This is a genomic window from Pseudomonas sp. GD03862 (genome assembly GCF_029840855.1).
GTDB lineage: Bacteria > Pseudomonadota > Gammaproteobacteria > Pseudomonadales > Pseudomonadaceae > Aquipseudomonas > Aquipseudomonas alloputida.
In genome coordinates this window covers 48,879-65,162 of the sequence record NZ_JAOCDI010000032.1, presented here as the reverse complement: position 1 = coordinate 65,162, position 16,284 = coordinate 48,879, and the positions used below count along the sequence as shown (strand labels likewise).

Genomic DNA, 16,284 nt, shown 5'->3' with positions numbered 1-16,284 from the left:
GAAGGGGCGCAAAGCGGCCCCAATCATTTATGATGCAGATATCCGCCTTGTAGCCTTATGGGAGGGCACTGAAATGGCCCAGGAACTCTACACCCGTACCAACCAGAAACTGTTCTTCGCCGGCCTCGCCCTCGAGTCCATGGCCAAGGCTGAACAAAGCCAGGCCATGAATGCCCAAGGTCTGGTCCAGGCTGAGCGCGAGTCGGCGCTGTTCCACCTGTATGGCGCTTTGTTGGGGCTGTGCCATGAGATCGGGGGCTTTTACCGCCTGCCGGTTGTCGCAACGGTGGAGCAAGCCCTGGCTGACGATGCCCTGAACGGTATCGCCATCCCGGAAGTGGCCGAGTTGCTGGAGCTGGCCCGCCAGCGGGAAACCTGGCTGGCGCAAATGCTCGGTGCTTATGCCGATTTGTTCCGACCACCGGTCGCCAGAAAAGCGCCGAAAACCGACGTTACCCAGCCCCTGATTCAAGCTGTCAATCTTGATGAGCCTGAGCATCCAGCGCTGTCGCGTGCCGAGCTGGAAAGCTGGCGCAATGACCTTAAAAGTTTGGTGAGACGTTTCCGTGACGCGTTGAGTGAGTGCTGATAGCCGCAACGGCTGGTACAATAATCGCCTTTCGCGGAGAACTGCCATTTATGTCTACGTCTTTTCTGGAAATTGTCGAGTTGCCTGACGGCCGCATCGAACTTCGTCGCGCCGAGGATGAGGGCTCTCTGGTAACCCTGGATTTCTCGGAAGACGCCAAGGTGTTCCTGCAGGGTCAGCATGTGGAAGTGGCAAAGGCCATGCTCAGTGTGGGCGTGCAGATGGCCGGTCGCCTGATGGATGGCGAGCTCGAGCGTGATGAAGGGCCGCGTGTGCTGCACTGAGTGTGCAGCAGCGTATCAGGCTATTTGAAGTGACAGGCAAAGCCTGAACATCAGCCGAGGCGGATGTTCAGGCTTTGTGCGTTTCCGGCACTGGCTGCACGTAGCAGTTGTTGGCGTGCAGTGGCATTGACGTTGCCCAGCCAGCTCACCACGGTGTGGCTGAGGCCCAGGTGCAAAGCCTCACAGGCCAGTTGCAGCGCGCTTTGATTGCTGCGGGGTTGCAGCAGCAGAATACGTTCACGGTTGAGCCCGGCATCGCGCAGCCAGGCCTGGGTCAGGCTTGGCGGTGGGGCGATCAGGGTCAGCCAGCGGGCCTCGTCCTCTTCGCTCAGTTCGCGCAGCACGGGGGCCAGCAGGCTTTGGCAGTGGCCAGGGGCGCCGCGCAGCGACAGTTCGCTGAACAGCTCGGGCTGGCTGCTCTTGCGCGCCGGTTCCCTGGCTTTCAGGCCTGGCAGCACGGGCTGGGCGAGGAATGCTTCGAACAGGGGCAACTGGGCTTGCTCGGGTGCGTGAATGAACTGCTGCATGACGCCTCCTGGATCAGCGGCGAATGACGCCGACGCTCAAGCCCTCGATCACCAGCTCCTGTTCTTTCAGGTCGACTTCGATGGGGGCGAATTCGGGGTTTTCGGCAAGCAGCCAGACTTTGCTGCCTTCGCGCTTGAAGCGCTTGACGGTGACTTCGTCACCGATGCGCGCCACAACGATCTGGCCGTTGCGGGCTTCACGGCAGGTGTGCACCGCCAGCAGGTCACCGTCGAAGATGCCGACGTCCTTCATGCTCATGCCGTGTACGCGCAGCAAATAGTCGGCTTGGGGGTGGAAGAAGGCAGGGTTGATGTTGCAGGATTGCTCGATGTGCTGTTCGGCAAGAATCGGCGCACCGGCAGCGACCCGGCCGATGATGGGCAGGCCGGCTTCTTCGGCCTTGGCTTCCAGGCCAGGGATGCGGATGCCGCGGGAAGCGCCCGGCGTCATTTCGATCGCGCCCTTGCGGGCAAGGGCCTTGAGGTGCTCCTCGGCGGCATTGGGCGACTTGAAGCCCAGCTCCTGAGCAATCTCGGCGCGGGTAGGCGGGAAGCCGTTGTCTTCCAGGCAGCGCTTGATGAACGCGAGAATTTCGGCTTGGCGTGGCGTCAGTTTCAACATGGTAAGCGCTCTGTCTTTTTGTACAGTGACTGGGATTATATACAGTGTCGGGCCCGCTGCAAGCGCCAAGCTGCAAGAAAGGGCGAAACGGCAGTCCTCCTGCGCTTTTCAGCCACCCCAGAAGCGATTTCGCGATATCCGGCGGGTGTTGCTGTCACTTCACGCTTGCAGCTTCCAGCTTGCACCTTTTAAATGGCGACCGCCCAGTCACCGAGCCTTGACAGAAGCAGGGCTGAAACGTATGTTTCAAACACCTGTTTGTCTGACGGAGTAGTCGGAGTAGTCATGGCCCAATCGGAAACCGTTGAACGCATTCTCGACGCTGCCGAGCAGCTGTTCGCGGAAAGGGGGTTCGCCGAAACCTCGTTGCGGCTGATTACCAGCAAGGCCGGGGTCAACCTGGCGGCAGTCAACTATCATTTCGGCTCCAAGAAGGCGCTGATCCAGGCCGTTTTCTCGCGTTTCCTCGGCCCATTCTGCGCCAGTCTGGAGCGTGAGCTGGAGCGCCGCCAGGCCAAGCCGGAGCACAAGCCCAGCCTCGAAGAACTGCTGGAAATGCTCGTAGAGCAGGCGCTGGCCGTGCAGCCGCGCAGCAACAACGACCTGTCGATCTTCATGCGCCTGCTGGGCCTGGCGTTCAGCCAGAGCCAGGGTCACCTGCGGCGCTATCTGGAAGACATGTACGGCAAGGTGTTCCGCCGCTACATGCTGCTGGTGAACGAGGCTGCGCCACGCATTCCGCCACTGGAACTGTTCTGGCGTGTGCACTTCATGCTGGGTGCCGCGGCCTTCAGCATGTCCGGTATCAAGGCCCTGCGGGCGATTGCCGAGACCGACTTCGGCATCAACACCTCGATCGAGCAGGTGATGCGCCTGATGGTGCCGTTCCTGGCGGCAGGCATGCGCGCTGACAGCGGTGTGACCGACGAGGCGATGGCCACTGCGCAGCTACGCCCGCGCACAAAGACCGGTTCGGCTACCGCCAAGGCCTGAAGGCTGGGCGTGGCGGGGCGCTTCCGCTAAGCTAGCGCCCATGCCCGATTTCGATCTACTTCGCATCTCCCTTGCTGACCAGTGCCTGTATGGCTTCGCCTGTGGCCAACGGCGCGTGTCTGCCGGTGTCTGCTGCCCCTCGGTGGGCCTCTCTCTGTCTTCAATGAAGGATTACCCATGACTGTCAGCCTGCAAGGCTCCCTGATGGTGGATATCGCCGGTAAATGGCTGACCGCCGAAGACCGTCAACTGCTTCGCCAGCCGGAAGTGGCTGGCCTGATCATCTTCGCCCGCAATATCGACAACCCGCGCCAGGTGCGCGAACTGTGCGCGTCCATCCGCGCCATTCGCCCTGATCTGATCCTGGCAGTGGACCAGGAAGGCGGGCGCGTACAGCGTCTGCGCCAGGGCTTTGTGCGCCTGCCAGCCATGCGTGCGCTGGCCGATAACGACAATGCCGAGTACCTGGCTGAGCAGTGCGGCTGGCTGATGGCGACCGAGGTGCTGGCGGTTGGCCTGGACCTCAGCTTCGCTCCGGTGCTCGACCTGGACCACCAGCGTAGCGCCGTGGTGGGCAGCCGCGCCTTCGAGGGTGACCCGCTGCTTGCAACGCGCTTGGCCGGCGCGTTCATCCGTGGCATGAATGCGGCGGGTATGGCTGCCTGTGGCAAGCATTTCCCGGGGCATGGCTGGGCCGAAGCCGATTCGCACGTGGCCATCCCCACTGATGAACGCAGCCTGGAACAACTGCGCCAGGCCGACCTGGTGCCGTTTACCCGCCTGAGTGGGCAGCTGGCGGCAGTGATGCCAGCGCATGTCATCTACCCGCAGGTTGACAACCAGCCCGCTGGCTTCTCGCGGCGTTGGTTGCAGGACATCCTGCGTGGCGAGCTGGGCTTTGACGGGGTGATCTTCAGTGATGACCTGTCGATGGCCGGTGCGCATGTGGTGGGCGATGCAGCCAGCCGTATCGAAGCGGCGCTGAGCGCCGGTTGTGATATGGGCCTAGTGTGCAATGACCGGGCGGCGGCGGAGCTGGCGCTGAGTGCGGCGCAGCGGTTGAAGGTCAAACCGTCGCCGCGGATTGCGCGGATGCGCGGGCAAGGTTTTGCGCGGACCGATTATCGCCAGCAGCCGCGCTGGCAGGAGGCGTTGGGGGCGTTGAAGGAAGCTCAGCTGGTCGATTGACTGCGCGGGCCTGTTCGTTCCCACAAGTCGGGTTTACCTGCGAATACGGTAGCGACGGCAACGGTTAATGGCGGGTGGAGATTGGTCGGCAGGACCGGCCCTTTCGCGGGTAAACCCGCTCCTACACGCGGCCTGCGTCCAACCACCGACCTGTGTCCACCCCTGATCCGTTGTAGGAGCGGGTTTACCCGCGAATACGGTAGCGGCGGCAACGGTGAGCGGCAGGTGGAACTTGGCCAGCAGGCCCGGCCCTTTCGCGGGTGAACCCGCTCCTACGCTCTATTCCCCTTTGGCCTACCGCCCGCGTTTCCCAGGCAATGGCGCAAACAGGGCCTCGATTTCTTCATCGCCAAGCCGCCACTGCCCAGCCTGCCCGCCGTCCAGCAGGCTGGCTGCCAGTGCTGCCTTTTCCTGCTGCAACAACTGGATCTTCTCTTCCACCGTCCCCCGGGTAATCAGCTTGAACACGAACACCGGTTTGTCCTGGCCGATGCGGTAGGCACGGTCGGTAGCCTGGTTTTCGCTGGCCGGGTTCCACCAGGGGTCGAAGTGGATCACGGTGTCCGCCGCCGTCAGGTTCAAGCCTACGCCCCCCGCCTTGAGGCTGATCAGGAACACTTCGCTTTCACCTTGCTGGAACTGCTGCACTGGTGTGCGACGGTCGCGAGTGTCGCCGGTCAGCAGGCTGTAGCGGATTTTGCGCTTCTCGAGCTCCTGCTCGATCAGCGCCAGCATCGAGGTGAACTGTGAGAACAACAAAACCCGGCGCCCTTCGCTGAGCAGTTCTTCGAGCATCTCCAGCAGCGCACCCAGCTTGCCCTTGTCGGCCTGGTTGCCTTTGCTTTCTACCCCCTTGACCAGACGCAGGTCACAGCACACCTGGCGCAGCTTGAGCAACGCGTCGAGGATCACGATCTGGCTGCGTGCGGCGCCATTGCGGGCGATTTCGTCGCGGACCTTCTGGTCCATGGCCACTCGCACGGCTTCATACGTATCGCGCTGGGCATCACTGAGCTCGACCCAGTGCACCATTTCGGTCTTGGCCGGCAGTTCTGTGGCCACCTGCTCCTTGGTGCGGCGCAGCAGGAACGGCCGGATGCGGCTGGCCAGGTGGGCCATGCGCTCGCTGTCACCGTGGCGTTCGATCGGGTTGCGGTAATCCTGGTTGAAGCGCTTCAGGTCGCCCAGCCAGCCGGGCATCAGGAAGTGGAAAATCGACCACAGTTCGCCCAGGTTGTTTTCCATCGGCGTGCCGGTCAGGCACAAACGCTGCCCGGCCTGTAGCTCGCAGACGGCGAGGGCAGCCTTGCTGCTGCTGCTCTTGATGTTTTGCGCCTCGTCCAGTATCAGCACGTGCCAGGCCTGGGGGCGCAGCTGTTCGAGGTCGCGCGGCATCAGGGCGTAAGTGGTCAGGACCAGATCGTACTCATGCAGCTTGGTGAAGTGCTTGCTGCGCCCCGGCCCATGCAGTGCCAGGACGCGCAGGTCGGGGGCGAAGCGCTGGGCTTCGTCCAGCCAGTTGGGTATGAGGCTGGTCGGCATGACTGCCAGGGCCGGTGCGCTCAGGCGCCCGGACTGTTTCTCCAGCAGCAGATGGGCCAAGGCCTGCAGGGTCTTGCCCAGGCCCATGTCGTCGCCGAGGATGCCGCCGGTACCCATCTCGCGCAGGGCCTGCAGCCAGTTCAGGCCTTGCTGCTGATAAGGGCGCAAGCTGGCCTGCAGCCCGATGGGCGGTTCTACCTGCAGGTCCCGGGCATCGCGCAGGCGGCGGCCCAGGTCGCGCACGTGCTCCCCACCTTCCCAGTGCAGGGGCAGGCCTTCGATTTCATTCAGGCGCGCGGCGTCGGCACGCTCCATGCGCAGGGACGGGCCTGCCGTGTCCTCATGCAAGTAGAGCTCGCCCAGGGTGCCCATGACTGCCTTGATGCGGCCGTAGGGCAGGGCGACGCGCAAAGCCGGGGCATCGAGACGGCCGCGATTGAGGTCGATCAACAGGTGTTCATCGTCACTGCGTCGGGCCAGTTCGCTGGGGCGTAGCAGCTCCGGGCTGCTGCGCAACAGGTGCAGCACGATCGGCAGCAGGCTGTGGCGCTGGCCATCGACCACGATGCCTAGTTCCAGGTCGAACCATTCATGGCCGGGCGCTTCGTCGATGGTTGCATACCAGTCGTCCACCTCCTGCAGGTTGAAGGCGAAGTCGCGGTGAATGTCGATGTCCCAGCCGGCTTCGCGCAGGCGCGGCAGGCCCTCGCGGGCAAAGCGCAGCCAGGCTTCGTCGTCAGGCAACTGGTGCATTTCGCCGGCACTGTCGGGTAGGGCCTTGCTCTGCCGTGTGGCGGGTTTGAAGCCGAAATCGCGCAGCATCTGGCGCAGCGTCTGCTCGGCTTGAGGCTGGCGGCGAATGCGCTGGCTGGTGCTGCCTGCCAGGCGGGTCAGCGGCTTTTCGTCAGTGCCGCTGGCCTGCAAGCCGTCATAATCGAACGCCAATGCGGCGCGATGTTGCATCTGCCGTTGCATGCGACCGGTTTTTGGCATGTAGGCGGTGTATTCAAGGCTGCCGAGAGCAAGAAGGGGCTTGGGCTGGATGTTATCGAGCAACTGCTCCTGCACTTGCGTCGGGGTCGGCACCTTGTGGCTGAGGGCATTGAGCTTGTGGCTCAGGGGTACGACCAGGTGTTCCGGTACATCGGGTGCAATAGTCAGCTGCACGGCGACGTGCGGATCCAGGCTGTGCTCGACCTTGCCCACTTCACGGGTTGGCAGGTCCAGGTAGTAAAGCGGCAGCAGCGGGATGACGCAGCGCAGCATCGCTTCGCCGCTGTACCACCGCCCCCGGTAATTTCCGTTGTCCAGGCGTACCCAGCGAAACTCGGCGTGGCGCACCGGGCCTTCATGAAGCAGGGGGAGGTCGGTATCGAAGAACATCCGCCCGGTTTCGAGGGCGCGCTGGAACAGCTCGCCACCTTCATGGCCCTTCAGTCGGTAGCCGCGATCCTGGCCGCCGCCCTGATTCAAGGCCGAGAGCAGGCGCAGAATGCGGATGTCTTCGTCTGTTACGAAGCGCGGTGGCTCGTAGAGAAAATCGTAAAGGGACTGGACGCGGCTGAAGCGGATGCCGTCCTCCGTTCGCGTGCCCTTGCGCACAAGCAGGGCGCAGCCGGCATCGTCGGTAAGTTGCAGCTGATAGCACACCATGCGCCCGCGTTTGTCTTCGGTAGCGTCGGCTTTGGGCGGGGCCTGCTCCAGGCCGCTCAACCAGTGCTGCAGTTCGGCAGACAAGGCGCCCGGGTTGGCTTGCGTGTCCTTACTGCTGGAAAATCGCTCGCTGACGCAGAAAAGGACAGCGGCGCAATGCTTGCAGTTTTGCCGTACCGGGCAATCGCAGTCACCGCGCACATGGCAGCGGCCGCCCGCTACGTGCAATTTGATGTGTTGCCGGTAGTGGTTGCTGCCGCTCCCTTGGCAACTGGCCGTTATGGTTGGCCCATGAATGCCTTCCAGTTCGGCCCTGCCTTCCTCGGCATAGCGCTCACCGCGCTGCAGGGCAGCTTTGCTGAACGATTGAATCCAGTTCGGATAGGCGTTCACCATTTCGGCGGCATCGTCCTTCATGGGCTTACTGCTCCATCATCTCCGGGTCCATCACCGGCATTTTCGGCGTGCCTGGTGGGGTCACCTTCAGCAGCACCGCCAGGTGCCCGCCGTCGAGAAAGGTCAGCTGGCCGCCCTTGACGTTGCTGTTGCTCTGCCTGAACTGCTCGCTTTGCAGCACGCTGCCGTTGCCATCCAGCTGGTTGACCCAGAAGTTGGCCTCGACGGTGATGAAGCGGCCTTCAGCGATGCTCAGGTTGCCTTCGATCGGGAAGTGCCCGAACTGTTCGGTGCCTTCGCCCAGGGCGATGCGGCTGGGTTCGCTGCCCACCTGCTGTTGCCAGGCCTTGTGCATCAGCACCGTGTAGTCGGCGGTGGCTTCCAGGCGGGTGGCTTCATCTTCCAGTGCTGGGGGGCGCTCGGCATCTTTCGCCAGGCGTGGGGCGCCAGCGCTCCAGTCTTCGGGGGCGAACGGGCTGGTGAAGGCGGGCACGCTGTTCTGCCGCACCAGAATCATTTCTACCTGATACAGGCCTTCGGCGAAGGCAGCTGGGGCGAACAGCGCCAGCAGCAGGGTCAGGCAACGGATGGCACGCATGAGTCTTCCTTAGGCAGGCTGTGGGGTCAGGCGCTCGAACAGCGCCTCCAGGGTATTGAAACGTTCGTCGGGGCGTTCCATCGGTACCAGGAAGCGGAACTGGGTGGCCCCTTCGAACTTGTAACGTTTGGGCTGACCCTGGATCAGCTTGATCAGGGTCAGTGGGTCGACCGGTGTTTCGGCTTCGAACTCGAGCTTGCCACCGTTGGGCCCCGCATCGACTTTCTTGATGCCGAGCTTTTCCGCGTGCAGCTTGAGTGACGTCAGGCGCATCAGGTTCTTGGTCGGCTCTGGCAACAAGCCGAAGCGGTCGATCATCTCCACCTGCAAGTCCTTGAGGCCTTCTTCGTCGGCAGCCGAGGCGATGCGTTTGTACAGGATCAGGCGCGCATGCACGTCAGGCAGGTAGTCCTCGGGGATCAGTGCCGGCAGGCGCAGGTTGATCTCCGGGCCGCCGCCCAGTGGTTGCTCAAGGTTCGGCTGGGTACCTTTACGGATTGCCTTGACCGCACGTTCGAGCATTTCCATGTACAGGGTGAAGCCCACCGCCTGGATCTGCCCGCTCTGGCCTTCGCCCAGCAGCTCGCCGGCACCGCGGATTTCCAGGTCGTTGGTGGCCAGCACAAAGCCTGCGCCAAGGTCTTGCGTGTTGGCGATCGCCTCCAGACGCTTTTCGGCGTCGGCGCTCACCTTCTGACGGGTAGGTGTAAGCAGGTAGGCGTAGGCCTGGTGGTGGCTACGGCCAACCCGGCCACGCAGCTGGTGCAGCTGGGCCAGGCCGAACTTGTCGGCGCGCTCGATGACGATGGTGTTGGCGCTGGGCACGTCGATACCGGTTTCGATAATGGTCGAGGCCACCAGCACGTTGAAGCGCTTGTGGTAGAAATCGCTCATCACCTGTTCCAGCTCGCGTTCGCGCATTTGCCCGTGGCCGATGCCGATGCGTGCCTCGGGCACCAGCTCGGCAAGGTCGGCGGCGCATTTTTCGATGGTTTTCACATCGTTGTGCAGGTAATACACCTGGCCACCGCGCAGCAGTTCGCGCAGCAGCGCCTCCTTGACCGTGCTCTTGTTCTGTTCCATGACGAAGGTGCGCACCGACAGGCGGCGTGCTGGCGGCGTGGCGATGATCGACAGGTCGCGCATGCCCGCCACCGCCATGTTCAGCGTGCGCGGAATCGGCGTGGCGGTCAGGGTGAGGATATCGACCTCGCTGCGCAGCGCCTTCAGCTGTTCTTTCTGGCGCACGCCAAAGCGGTGCTCTTCATCGATGATGGCCAGGCCCAGGTCCTTGAAGCGCACGTCGTCCTGCAGCAGCTTGTGGGTGCCGATGAGGATGTCGATCTTGCCTTCGGCAAGGTCCGCGGCGGCGGCGGCCACTTCCTTGGCCGACTTGAAGCGGCTCATCACTTCCACGGTCACTGGCCAGTCGGCAAAGCGGTCGCGGAAGCTGTTGTAATGCTGCTGGGCAAGCAGGGTGGTGGGCACCAGCACGGCCACCTGGCGGCCACTGTGCACGGCGATGAACGCCGCGCGCATGGCCACTTCGGTCTTGCCGAAGCCCACGTCGCCACAGACCAGGCGGTCCATTGGCTTGGGTGCCAGCATGTCGGCGCGCACGGCCTCGATGGCGGCCTGCTGGTCCGGGGTCTCCTCGAACGGGAAGCCGGCGCTGAAGGTGGCGTAGTCAGCCGACGGGTCGGCAAACGCGTAGCCCTTGCGCGCGGCGCGGCGAGCATAGATGTCGAGCAGTTCGGCGGCCACGTCGCGGACCTGTTCGGCGGCCTTGCGCTTGGCCTTCTGCCAGGCCTCCGAACCTAGCCGGTGCAGCGGTGCCAGGGCGTCATCGCTGCCGGTGTAGCGGGCGATCAGGTGCAGGTTGGCCACCGGCACATACAGCTTGGCGTTCTCGGCGTATTCCAGCGTCAGGAATTCGGCGGCCTGGCCGTCGATTTCCAGGGTGGCCAGGCCAAGGTAGCGGCCGACACCATGGTCGATGTGCACCACCGGCGCGCCTTCGCGCAGCTCGGTGAGGTTCTTGATGACCGCGTCGTTGGCGGTTTCGCCGCGCTTGTCACGGCGCCGGCGCTGCATCACCCGCTGGCCGAACAGTGGGCTTTCGGCAATCAGGGCCAACCCTGGATCGTCCAGCAGCAGGCCGTCGTCCAGCGGGGCGATGGTGATCGCCAGGCGCTCGGCACCGGTAATGAAGTCGTCCCAGCCTTCGACGGTATGCGGGCGCAGCTTCAGCCGTTCGAGCAGTTCCAGCAGCACTTCCCGGCGGCCCGCTGATTCGGCAGTGAAGAGCACGCGGCCGGGGAACTGGTCGAGGAAGTTGGCCAGCTCGGCCAGCGGCTGGTTGGCCTTGGCCTCGATGGCCAGGTTGGGCAGGGCGCGCGCCGGGAAGCGCTCGCGGCCCACGCCAGGCTCCAGCTCTTCGCTGCTGACCACCACCCGGGGCCACTGCTTGAGCCGGGCGAAGCAATCTTCCACCGGCAGGAACAGCTCGGCCGGCGGCAACAGCGGCCGGCTGAGGTCGCCGCGGCGGTCTTCATAACGCCCGCGCACGTCGTTCCAGAAGTGCTCGGCGGCCTGTTCCACACCGGGTAGCGAGAACACCTGGGTGTCGGTCGGCAGGTAGTCGAACAGGGTCGAGGTTTCTTCGAAGAACAGCGGCAGGTAGTACTCGATACCGGCGGGGATGATGCCGCTGGCCAGGTCCTGGAAGATTGCACTGCGGCGGAAGTCGACGTCGAAGCGCTCGCGAAAGCGTGCCTTGAAGCGGGTCACTTCTTCCTTCTGCATCGGGAATTCGCGTGCTGGCAGCAGGCGCACCGAATCCACCTTGTCGATCGAGCGCTGGGTCTCGGGGTCGAAGGTGCGCAGCGTCTCGATCTCGTTATCGAACAGGTCGATGCGGTAGGGCAGTTTGCTGCCCATCGGGAACAGGTCGATCAGCGCGCCGCGCACGGCGAACTCGCCATGCTCGTAGACGGTGTCGACACAACGATAACCGCTGGCCTCCAGGCGCAGGCGCATCTGTTCCACGTCGATGGTCTGGCCCACATCCAGCACCAGGCTGCTGCCCAGCAGAAAACGCGTGGGCGCCAGGCGGTGCAGGGCGGTGGTGATCGGCACCACGAGGATGCCGTGGCTCAGCTCCGGCAGGCGGTACAGGCTGGCGATGCGCTGGGAGATGATGTCCTGGTGCGGCGAGAACAGGTCGTAGGGCAGGGTTTCCCAGTCGGGGAACGGCAGCACGGGCAGGTCCGGGGCAAAGAAGCGCAGCTCCTGCTCCAGACGGTCGGCGGCCTGGCTGTCGGCCGTCAGCAGCAGGGTGAAGCGGCCAGCGCTGCTGGCGGCTTCGGCGATGGCAAGGCTGAGGGCGGCACCGGGCAGGTTGCCCCAGGTTTGTTTGCCGGCCGTGGCCGACATTTGCGGTAGGCGCAGAACTGACACGGGAGATTGCACTCCAAGCGTTGCGGCAAAGAGACCGATTGTACCGGTGACAGTGCCGGCTGTCAGGCTCGAAAGGGCATGAACACTGGCTTGCGTCACTGCGACAGGCACTCATTGCCGGTTCCGCGTTGGGGCGTCATAATGTAGCCCCTTTTTTCTGTCCCTACATGTGGAAGGTTCCCGTGACTCAGAAGCCCGACCAGTGTCTTGGTGAGTGGATTGATCGTGAAGCCCTGGCTGAAGCGATGATCCCGCTTATCGGTCAGCTCTACCGCAATAACAATGTGGTGAGCTCGATTTATGGCCGCAGCCTGATCAACCGTTCGGTTATCTCGATTCTCAAGGCGCACCGCTTTGCGCGCCACCGCCAAACCGACGAAACCGAACTGTCCGTCCACGAGACATTCCCCCTGCTCAAGGCCATGAGCGAGCTGAAACTGGGCGCCGCATCGGTCGACCTGGGCAAGCTGGCCAACAAGTTCAAGCAGGAAGGCAATGGCCGCACTGCCGAGCAGTTCGTCCGTGAAGAGCTGGCCGACGTGGTCGGTCAGCAGAACGCTTCGGCGCGCAAAGGCACCGACGTTGTCCTGTACGGCTTCGGTCGCATCGGCCGCCTGCTGGCGCGCATCCTGATCGAGAAGACCGGTGGTGGTGACGGCCTGCGTCTGCGTGCCATCGTCGTGCGCAAAGGCGCCGAAAACGACCTGGTCAAGCGTGCCAGCCTGCTGCGCCGTGACTCGGTGCATGGTCCGTTCGATGGCACCATCACCATCGACGAAGCCAACAACACCATCACTGCCAACGGCAACCTGATCCAGGTTATCTACGCCAAGAGCCCGAGCGAAGTCGACTACACCCAGTACGGCATCGACAATGCGCTCATCGTCGACAACACCGGCGTATGGCGTGACGCCGACGGCCTGGGCCAGCACCTGGCCTGCCCGGGTGCTGCCCGCGTGATCCTCACCGCACCTGGCAAGGGCGCGCTGAAGAACATCGTGCACGGTATCAACCACGGTGATATCACTGCCGATGACAAGATCATCTCGGCGGCCTCCTGCACCACCAACGCCATCGTGCCGGTGCTCAAGGCCATCAACGACCAGTACGGCATCGTCAACGGCCACGTCGAAACCGTTCACTCGTTCACCAACGACCAGAACCTGATCGACAACTTCCACAAGGGCAGCCGCCGTGGCCGTGCCGCGCCGCTGAACATGGTAATCACCGAAACCGGCGCCGCCACCGCTGCTGCCAAGGCACTGCCAGTGCTCAAGGGCAAGCTGACCGGCAACGCCATTCGTGTCCCGACGCCGAACGTTTCGATGGCCATCCTGAACCTGAACCTGGAAAAGGCCACCACCCGCGACGAGATCAACGAGTACCTGCGCCAGGCCGCCATGCACTCGGAGCTGCATAAGCAGATCGACTACGTGGCCTCCCAGGAAGTGGTTTCGACCGACTTCGTCGGCTCGCGCCACGCCGGTGTGGTTGACGCAGAAGCGACCATCGCCAACGACAACCGCGTTGTTCTGTACGTCTGGTACGACAACGAATTCGGTTATAGCTGCCAGGTGGTTCGTGTGATGGAAGACATGGCTGGTGTGAACCCGCCAGCGTTTCCACGCTGATTCGCTTGTAAGGCAATGAAAAAACGGGAACCTTCGGGTTCCCGTTTTTTTTATTCTGAATGTGTGTTGTCAGTGCCGGCCCTTTCGCGGGTAAACCCGCTCCTACAGGATTATGGACTGCCCCTGTAGGAGTGGGTTTACCCGCGAAGAGGCCAGCACCGGCAACCGAGAAACCCTACTGTGCGCACAGCCCTACTGTTCATTCTGCTGCTACTCACCGCCTGCAACCAAGGCCCCACCCTGGAGCGCCTGGGTGGCCCGACCATGGGCAGCAGCTACAGCATCCAGTACGTCCGCGAGCCTGGTGGCCCGCTGCCGGCCCAGGTGCAGATGGCGGTGGAAACCATCCTGCACGAAATCGACCACCACTACTCGACCTACCGCGGCGATTCCATCGTAAGCCAGTTCAACCGCTTGCCTGCGGGCCAGTGCCTGGCCCTGCCGCCTGACATGCTCGCGTTGGTCAGCCTGGGCCAGCACCTTGCCGAGCAGAGCGATGGCGCTTTCGATCTAACGGTAGAGCCATTGCTCGACTTGTGGGGCTTCGGCCCTCAGGCCCGTCACGAGCAGGTACCCGAACCACAGGCACTGGCCCAGGTACGCCAGCGCGTGGGTTACCAGCACTTGCGCGTCAAAGGTCGAGCCCTGTGCAAGGATGCCCCGGTGCAACTCGACTTCAACAGCATCGTCGCCGGTCATGCTGTCGACTTGATCGCTGCGCGCCTGCAGGCCATGGGTATCAGTAGTTTTGTCGCCGAGGCCACTGGCGAGCTGAAGGCGGTTGGCCGCAAGCCTGACGGCAGCCCTTGGCGTATTGCCCTGGAACTGCCCCGCGAAGACCGTCAGATCGCCCGCCAGATCATTCCGGTCAATAGCCTTTCAGTATCAACCTCGGGTGACTATCGGCACTATTTCGAGCAGAATGGCCGGCGCTATTCGCACACCTTCGATGCCCGCCTCGGGCGCCCGGTCGAACATGACCTGGCTGCCGTTACGGTGCTGGACGCCTCAGCACTGCTGGCCGATGGCTATTCGACGCTGCTGCTCATCCTGGGCCCACAGCGAGGCTGGGATTTTGCCGTGGCGCATGATCTGGCTGCGGTTTTGGTGACTCGAGCAGAGGGAGGCTTCGTCTCCCGAGCTACGCCCGCGTTCGAACGGGCAGTGAAAGGCCAGTGAAAGCACAAGCAGGGATGATTGCCGCCAGGGAATGGGTGAAGCATATGTAGTGCGGGCAAAATTGGCCTACGACGCGACCAAGGGTTAATGTGCGCGGCGTTCAGGGTTGATTAGACTGCACCCGAATTTTCTCATGGCGCCCCGGCGGCATGATCGTGCCCCGCGAGCGACCGTGGCTTGCGGGCCAGTTCTGAAGGAGTACGCATGGCTGTCTACAACTACGACGTAGTGGTGCTGGGTTCCGGCCCGGCCGGTGAAGGCGCGGCAATGAACGCCGCCAAAGCAGGGCGCAAGGTAGCGATGGTCGATGACCGTCGCCAGGTCGGTGGCAACTGCACCCACTTGGGTACCATTCCGTCCAAGGCACTGCGTCACTCGGTGCGGCAGATCATGCAGTTCAACACCAACCCGATGTTTCGTGCCATCGGCGAGCCGCGCTGGTTCTCGTTCCCGGACGTGCTGAAAAGCGCCGAGAAGGTCATCGCCAAGCAGGTCGCATCGCGCACCGGCTACTATGCCCGTAACCGCGTCGACGTGTTCGTCGGCACCGGCAGCTTTGCCGACGAGCAAACCGTGGAAGTGGTGTGCCCGAATGGCGTGGTCGAGAAGCTCAACGCCAAGCACATCATCATCGCGACCGGCTCGCGCCCCTACCGCCCGGCCGACATCGACTTCCACCACCCGCGCGTGTACGACAGCGACACCATCCTCAGCCTCAGCCATACCCCGCGCAAGCTGATCGTGTACGGCGCCGGCGTGATCGGTTGCGAATACGCTTCGATCTTCAGTGGCCTGGGCGTATTGGTCGAGCTGGTTGACAACCGTGGCCAGCTGCTGAGCTTCCTCGATTCGGAAATTTCCCAGGCGCTGAGCTACCACTTCAGCAACAACAACATCACCGTGCGCCACAACGAAGAGTACGAGCGCGTCGAAGGCCTGGACAACGGGGTGATCCTGCACCTCAAGTCGGGCAAGAAGATCAAGGCCGACGCCTTGCTGTGGTGCAACGGCCGTACCGGCAACACTGACAAGCTGGGCCTGGAAAACATCGGCATCAAGGTGAACAGCCGCGGCCAGATCGAGGTCGACGAGGCCTACCGTACCACCGTGCCGAACATCTACGGTGCCGGCGACGTGATCGGCTGGCCAAGCCTGGCCAGTGCCGCTCATGACCAGGGCCGGTCGGCCGCTGGCAGCATTGTCGATAACGGCAGCTGGCGCTTCGTCAACGACGTGCCGACGGGTATCTACACCATTCCCGAGATCAGCTCGATCGGCAAGAACGAGCAGGAGCTGACCCAGGCCAAGGTGCCGTACGAAGTGGGCAAGGCCTTCTTCAAGAGCATGGCGCGTGCGCAGATCGCCGGCGAGCCGCAGGGCATGCTGAAGATCCTGTTCCACCGCGAAACCCTGGAAATCCTCGGCGTGCATTGCTTCGGCTACCAGGCTTCGGAAATCGTCCACATTGGACAGGCGATCATGAACCAGCCAGGTGAGCAGAACAACCTGAAGTACTTCGTCAACACGACGTTCAACTACCCGACCATGGCTGAAGCCTATCGGGTAGCTGCCTATGACGGCCTGAACCGGCTTTTTTGAGCGGCTCCGACCGGTGGCCTGAGC

Annotated in this window: 12 protein-coding genes; 7 read left to right on the top strand and 5 right to left on the bottom strand. The window is 63.1% G+C overall.

The genetic code is table 11. The features are described from left to right. Positions 1-73: 73 nt before the first annotated feature. Positions 74-589, top strand: a complete 516-nt coding sequence (locus tag N5D53_RS19830) for a DUF6586 family protein (protein WP_003248773.1) — start codon at positions 74-76, stop codon at positions 587-589. A 50-nt stretch (positions 590-639) separates the two neighbouring features. Next, entirely contained in the window at positions 640-873 is a 234-nt protein-coding gene (locus N5D53_RS19825) for a hypothetical protein (protein ID WP_003248777.1), read from the top strand. Positions 874-923: 50 nt separating this feature from the next. On the opposite strand, the gene sulA is transcribed toward N5D53_RS19825, so the two are convergent. Together sulA and lexA are read right to left on the bottom strand one after the other, a co-directional pair. Beyond that, positions 924-1,400, bottom strand: a complete 477-nt coding sequence (gene sulA, locus N5D53_RS19820) for an SOS-induced cell division inhibitor SulA (RefSeq protein ID WP_014753928.1) — start codon at positions 1,398-1,400, stop codon at positions 924-926. 13 nt (positions 1,401-1,413) lie between these two features. After that, a complete protein-coding gene (lexA, locus tag N5D53_RS19815; protein ID WP_010953131.1) occupies positions 1,414-2,022 on the bottom strand; it encodes a transcriptional repressor LexA in 609 nt (202 codons plus the stop codon). Between the two features lie 285 nt (positions 2,023-2,307). Here lexA and N5D53_RS19810 point away from each other — a divergent pair, with 285 nt between their 5' ends. Further along, positions 2,308-3,015 (top strand): TetR/AcrR family transcriptional regulator, encoded by a 708-nt coding sequence (locus N5D53_RS19810; RefSeq protein WP_010953132.1) that lies wholly within the window; start codon positions 2,308-2,310, stop codon positions 3,013-3,015. A gap of 189 nt (positions 3,016-3,204) precedes the next feature. Continuing rightward, positions 3,205-4,203 carry a beta-N-acetylhexosaminidase gene (gene nagZ / locus N5D53_RS19805; RefSeq protein WP_177429914.1) on the top strand — a complete coding sequence of 333 codons (999 nt, stop codon included), beginning with the start codon at positions 3,205-3,207 and terminating at the stop codon, positions 4,201-4,203. Positions 4,204-4,497: 294 nt separating this feature from the next. Here nagZ and N5D53_RS19800 read toward each other — a convergent pair whose 3' ends face one another. From N5D53_RS19800 to mfd, 3 genes are read right to left on the bottom strand one after another with little or no spacing between them, the layout of a single operon-like run. Then, positions 4,498-7,815, bottom strand: coding sequence for a DEAD/DEAH box helicase (locus tag N5D53_RS19800; RefSeq protein WP_104962206.1), 3,318 nt, complete (start codon positions 7,813-7,815; stop codon positions 4,498-4,500). A gap of 4 nt (positions 7,816-7,819) precedes the next feature. Beyond that, the gene (locus tag N5D53_RS19795; protein WP_010953135.1) at positions 7,820-8,392 is read right to left on the bottom strand and encodes a peptidoglycan binding protein CsiV; all 573 of its coding nucleotides are present in this window, start codon (positions 8,390-8,392) and stop codon (positions 7,820-7,822) included. Between the two features lie 9 nt (positions 8,393-8,401). Then, on the bottom strand, positions 8,402-11,851 hold the full coding sequence (gene mfd, locus N5D53_RS19790) for a transcription-repair coupling factor (RefSeq protein WP_010953136.1): 3,450 nt from the start codon (positions 11,849-11,851) through the stop codon (positions 8,402-8,404). Between the two features lie 167 nt (positions 11,852-12,018). On the opposite strand from mfd, the gene N5D53_RS19785 reads away from it, so the two are divergent. The 3 genes from N5D53_RS19785 to sthA all read left to right on the top strand — a co-directional run bounded on the left by N5D53_RS19785 (position 12,019) and on the right by sthA (position 16,260). Then, positions 12,019-13,482 carry a glyceraldehyde-3-phosphate dehydrogenase gene (locus N5D53_RS19785; protein WP_279840628.1) on the top strand — a complete coding sequence of 488 codons (1,464 nt, stop codon included), beginning with the start codon at positions 12,019-12,021 and terminating at the stop codon, positions 13,480-13,482. A 180-nt stretch (positions 13,483-13,662) separates the two neighbouring features. Next, the gene (locus tag N5D53_RS19780) at positions 13,663-14,661 is read left to right on the top strand and encodes an FAD:protein FMN transferase (protein ID WP_279840627.1); all 999 of its coding nucleotides are present in this window, start codon (positions 13,663-13,665) and stop codon (positions 14,659-14,661) included. Positions 14,662-14,865: 204 nt separating this feature from the next. After that, a complete protein-coding gene (gene sthA, locus N5D53_RS19775; protein WP_010953139.1) occupies positions 14,866-16,260 on the top strand; it encodes a Si-specific NAD(P)(+) transhydrogenase in 1,395 nt (464 codons plus the stop codon). The last annotated feature ends 24 nt before the right edge of the window (positions 16,261-16,284 follow it).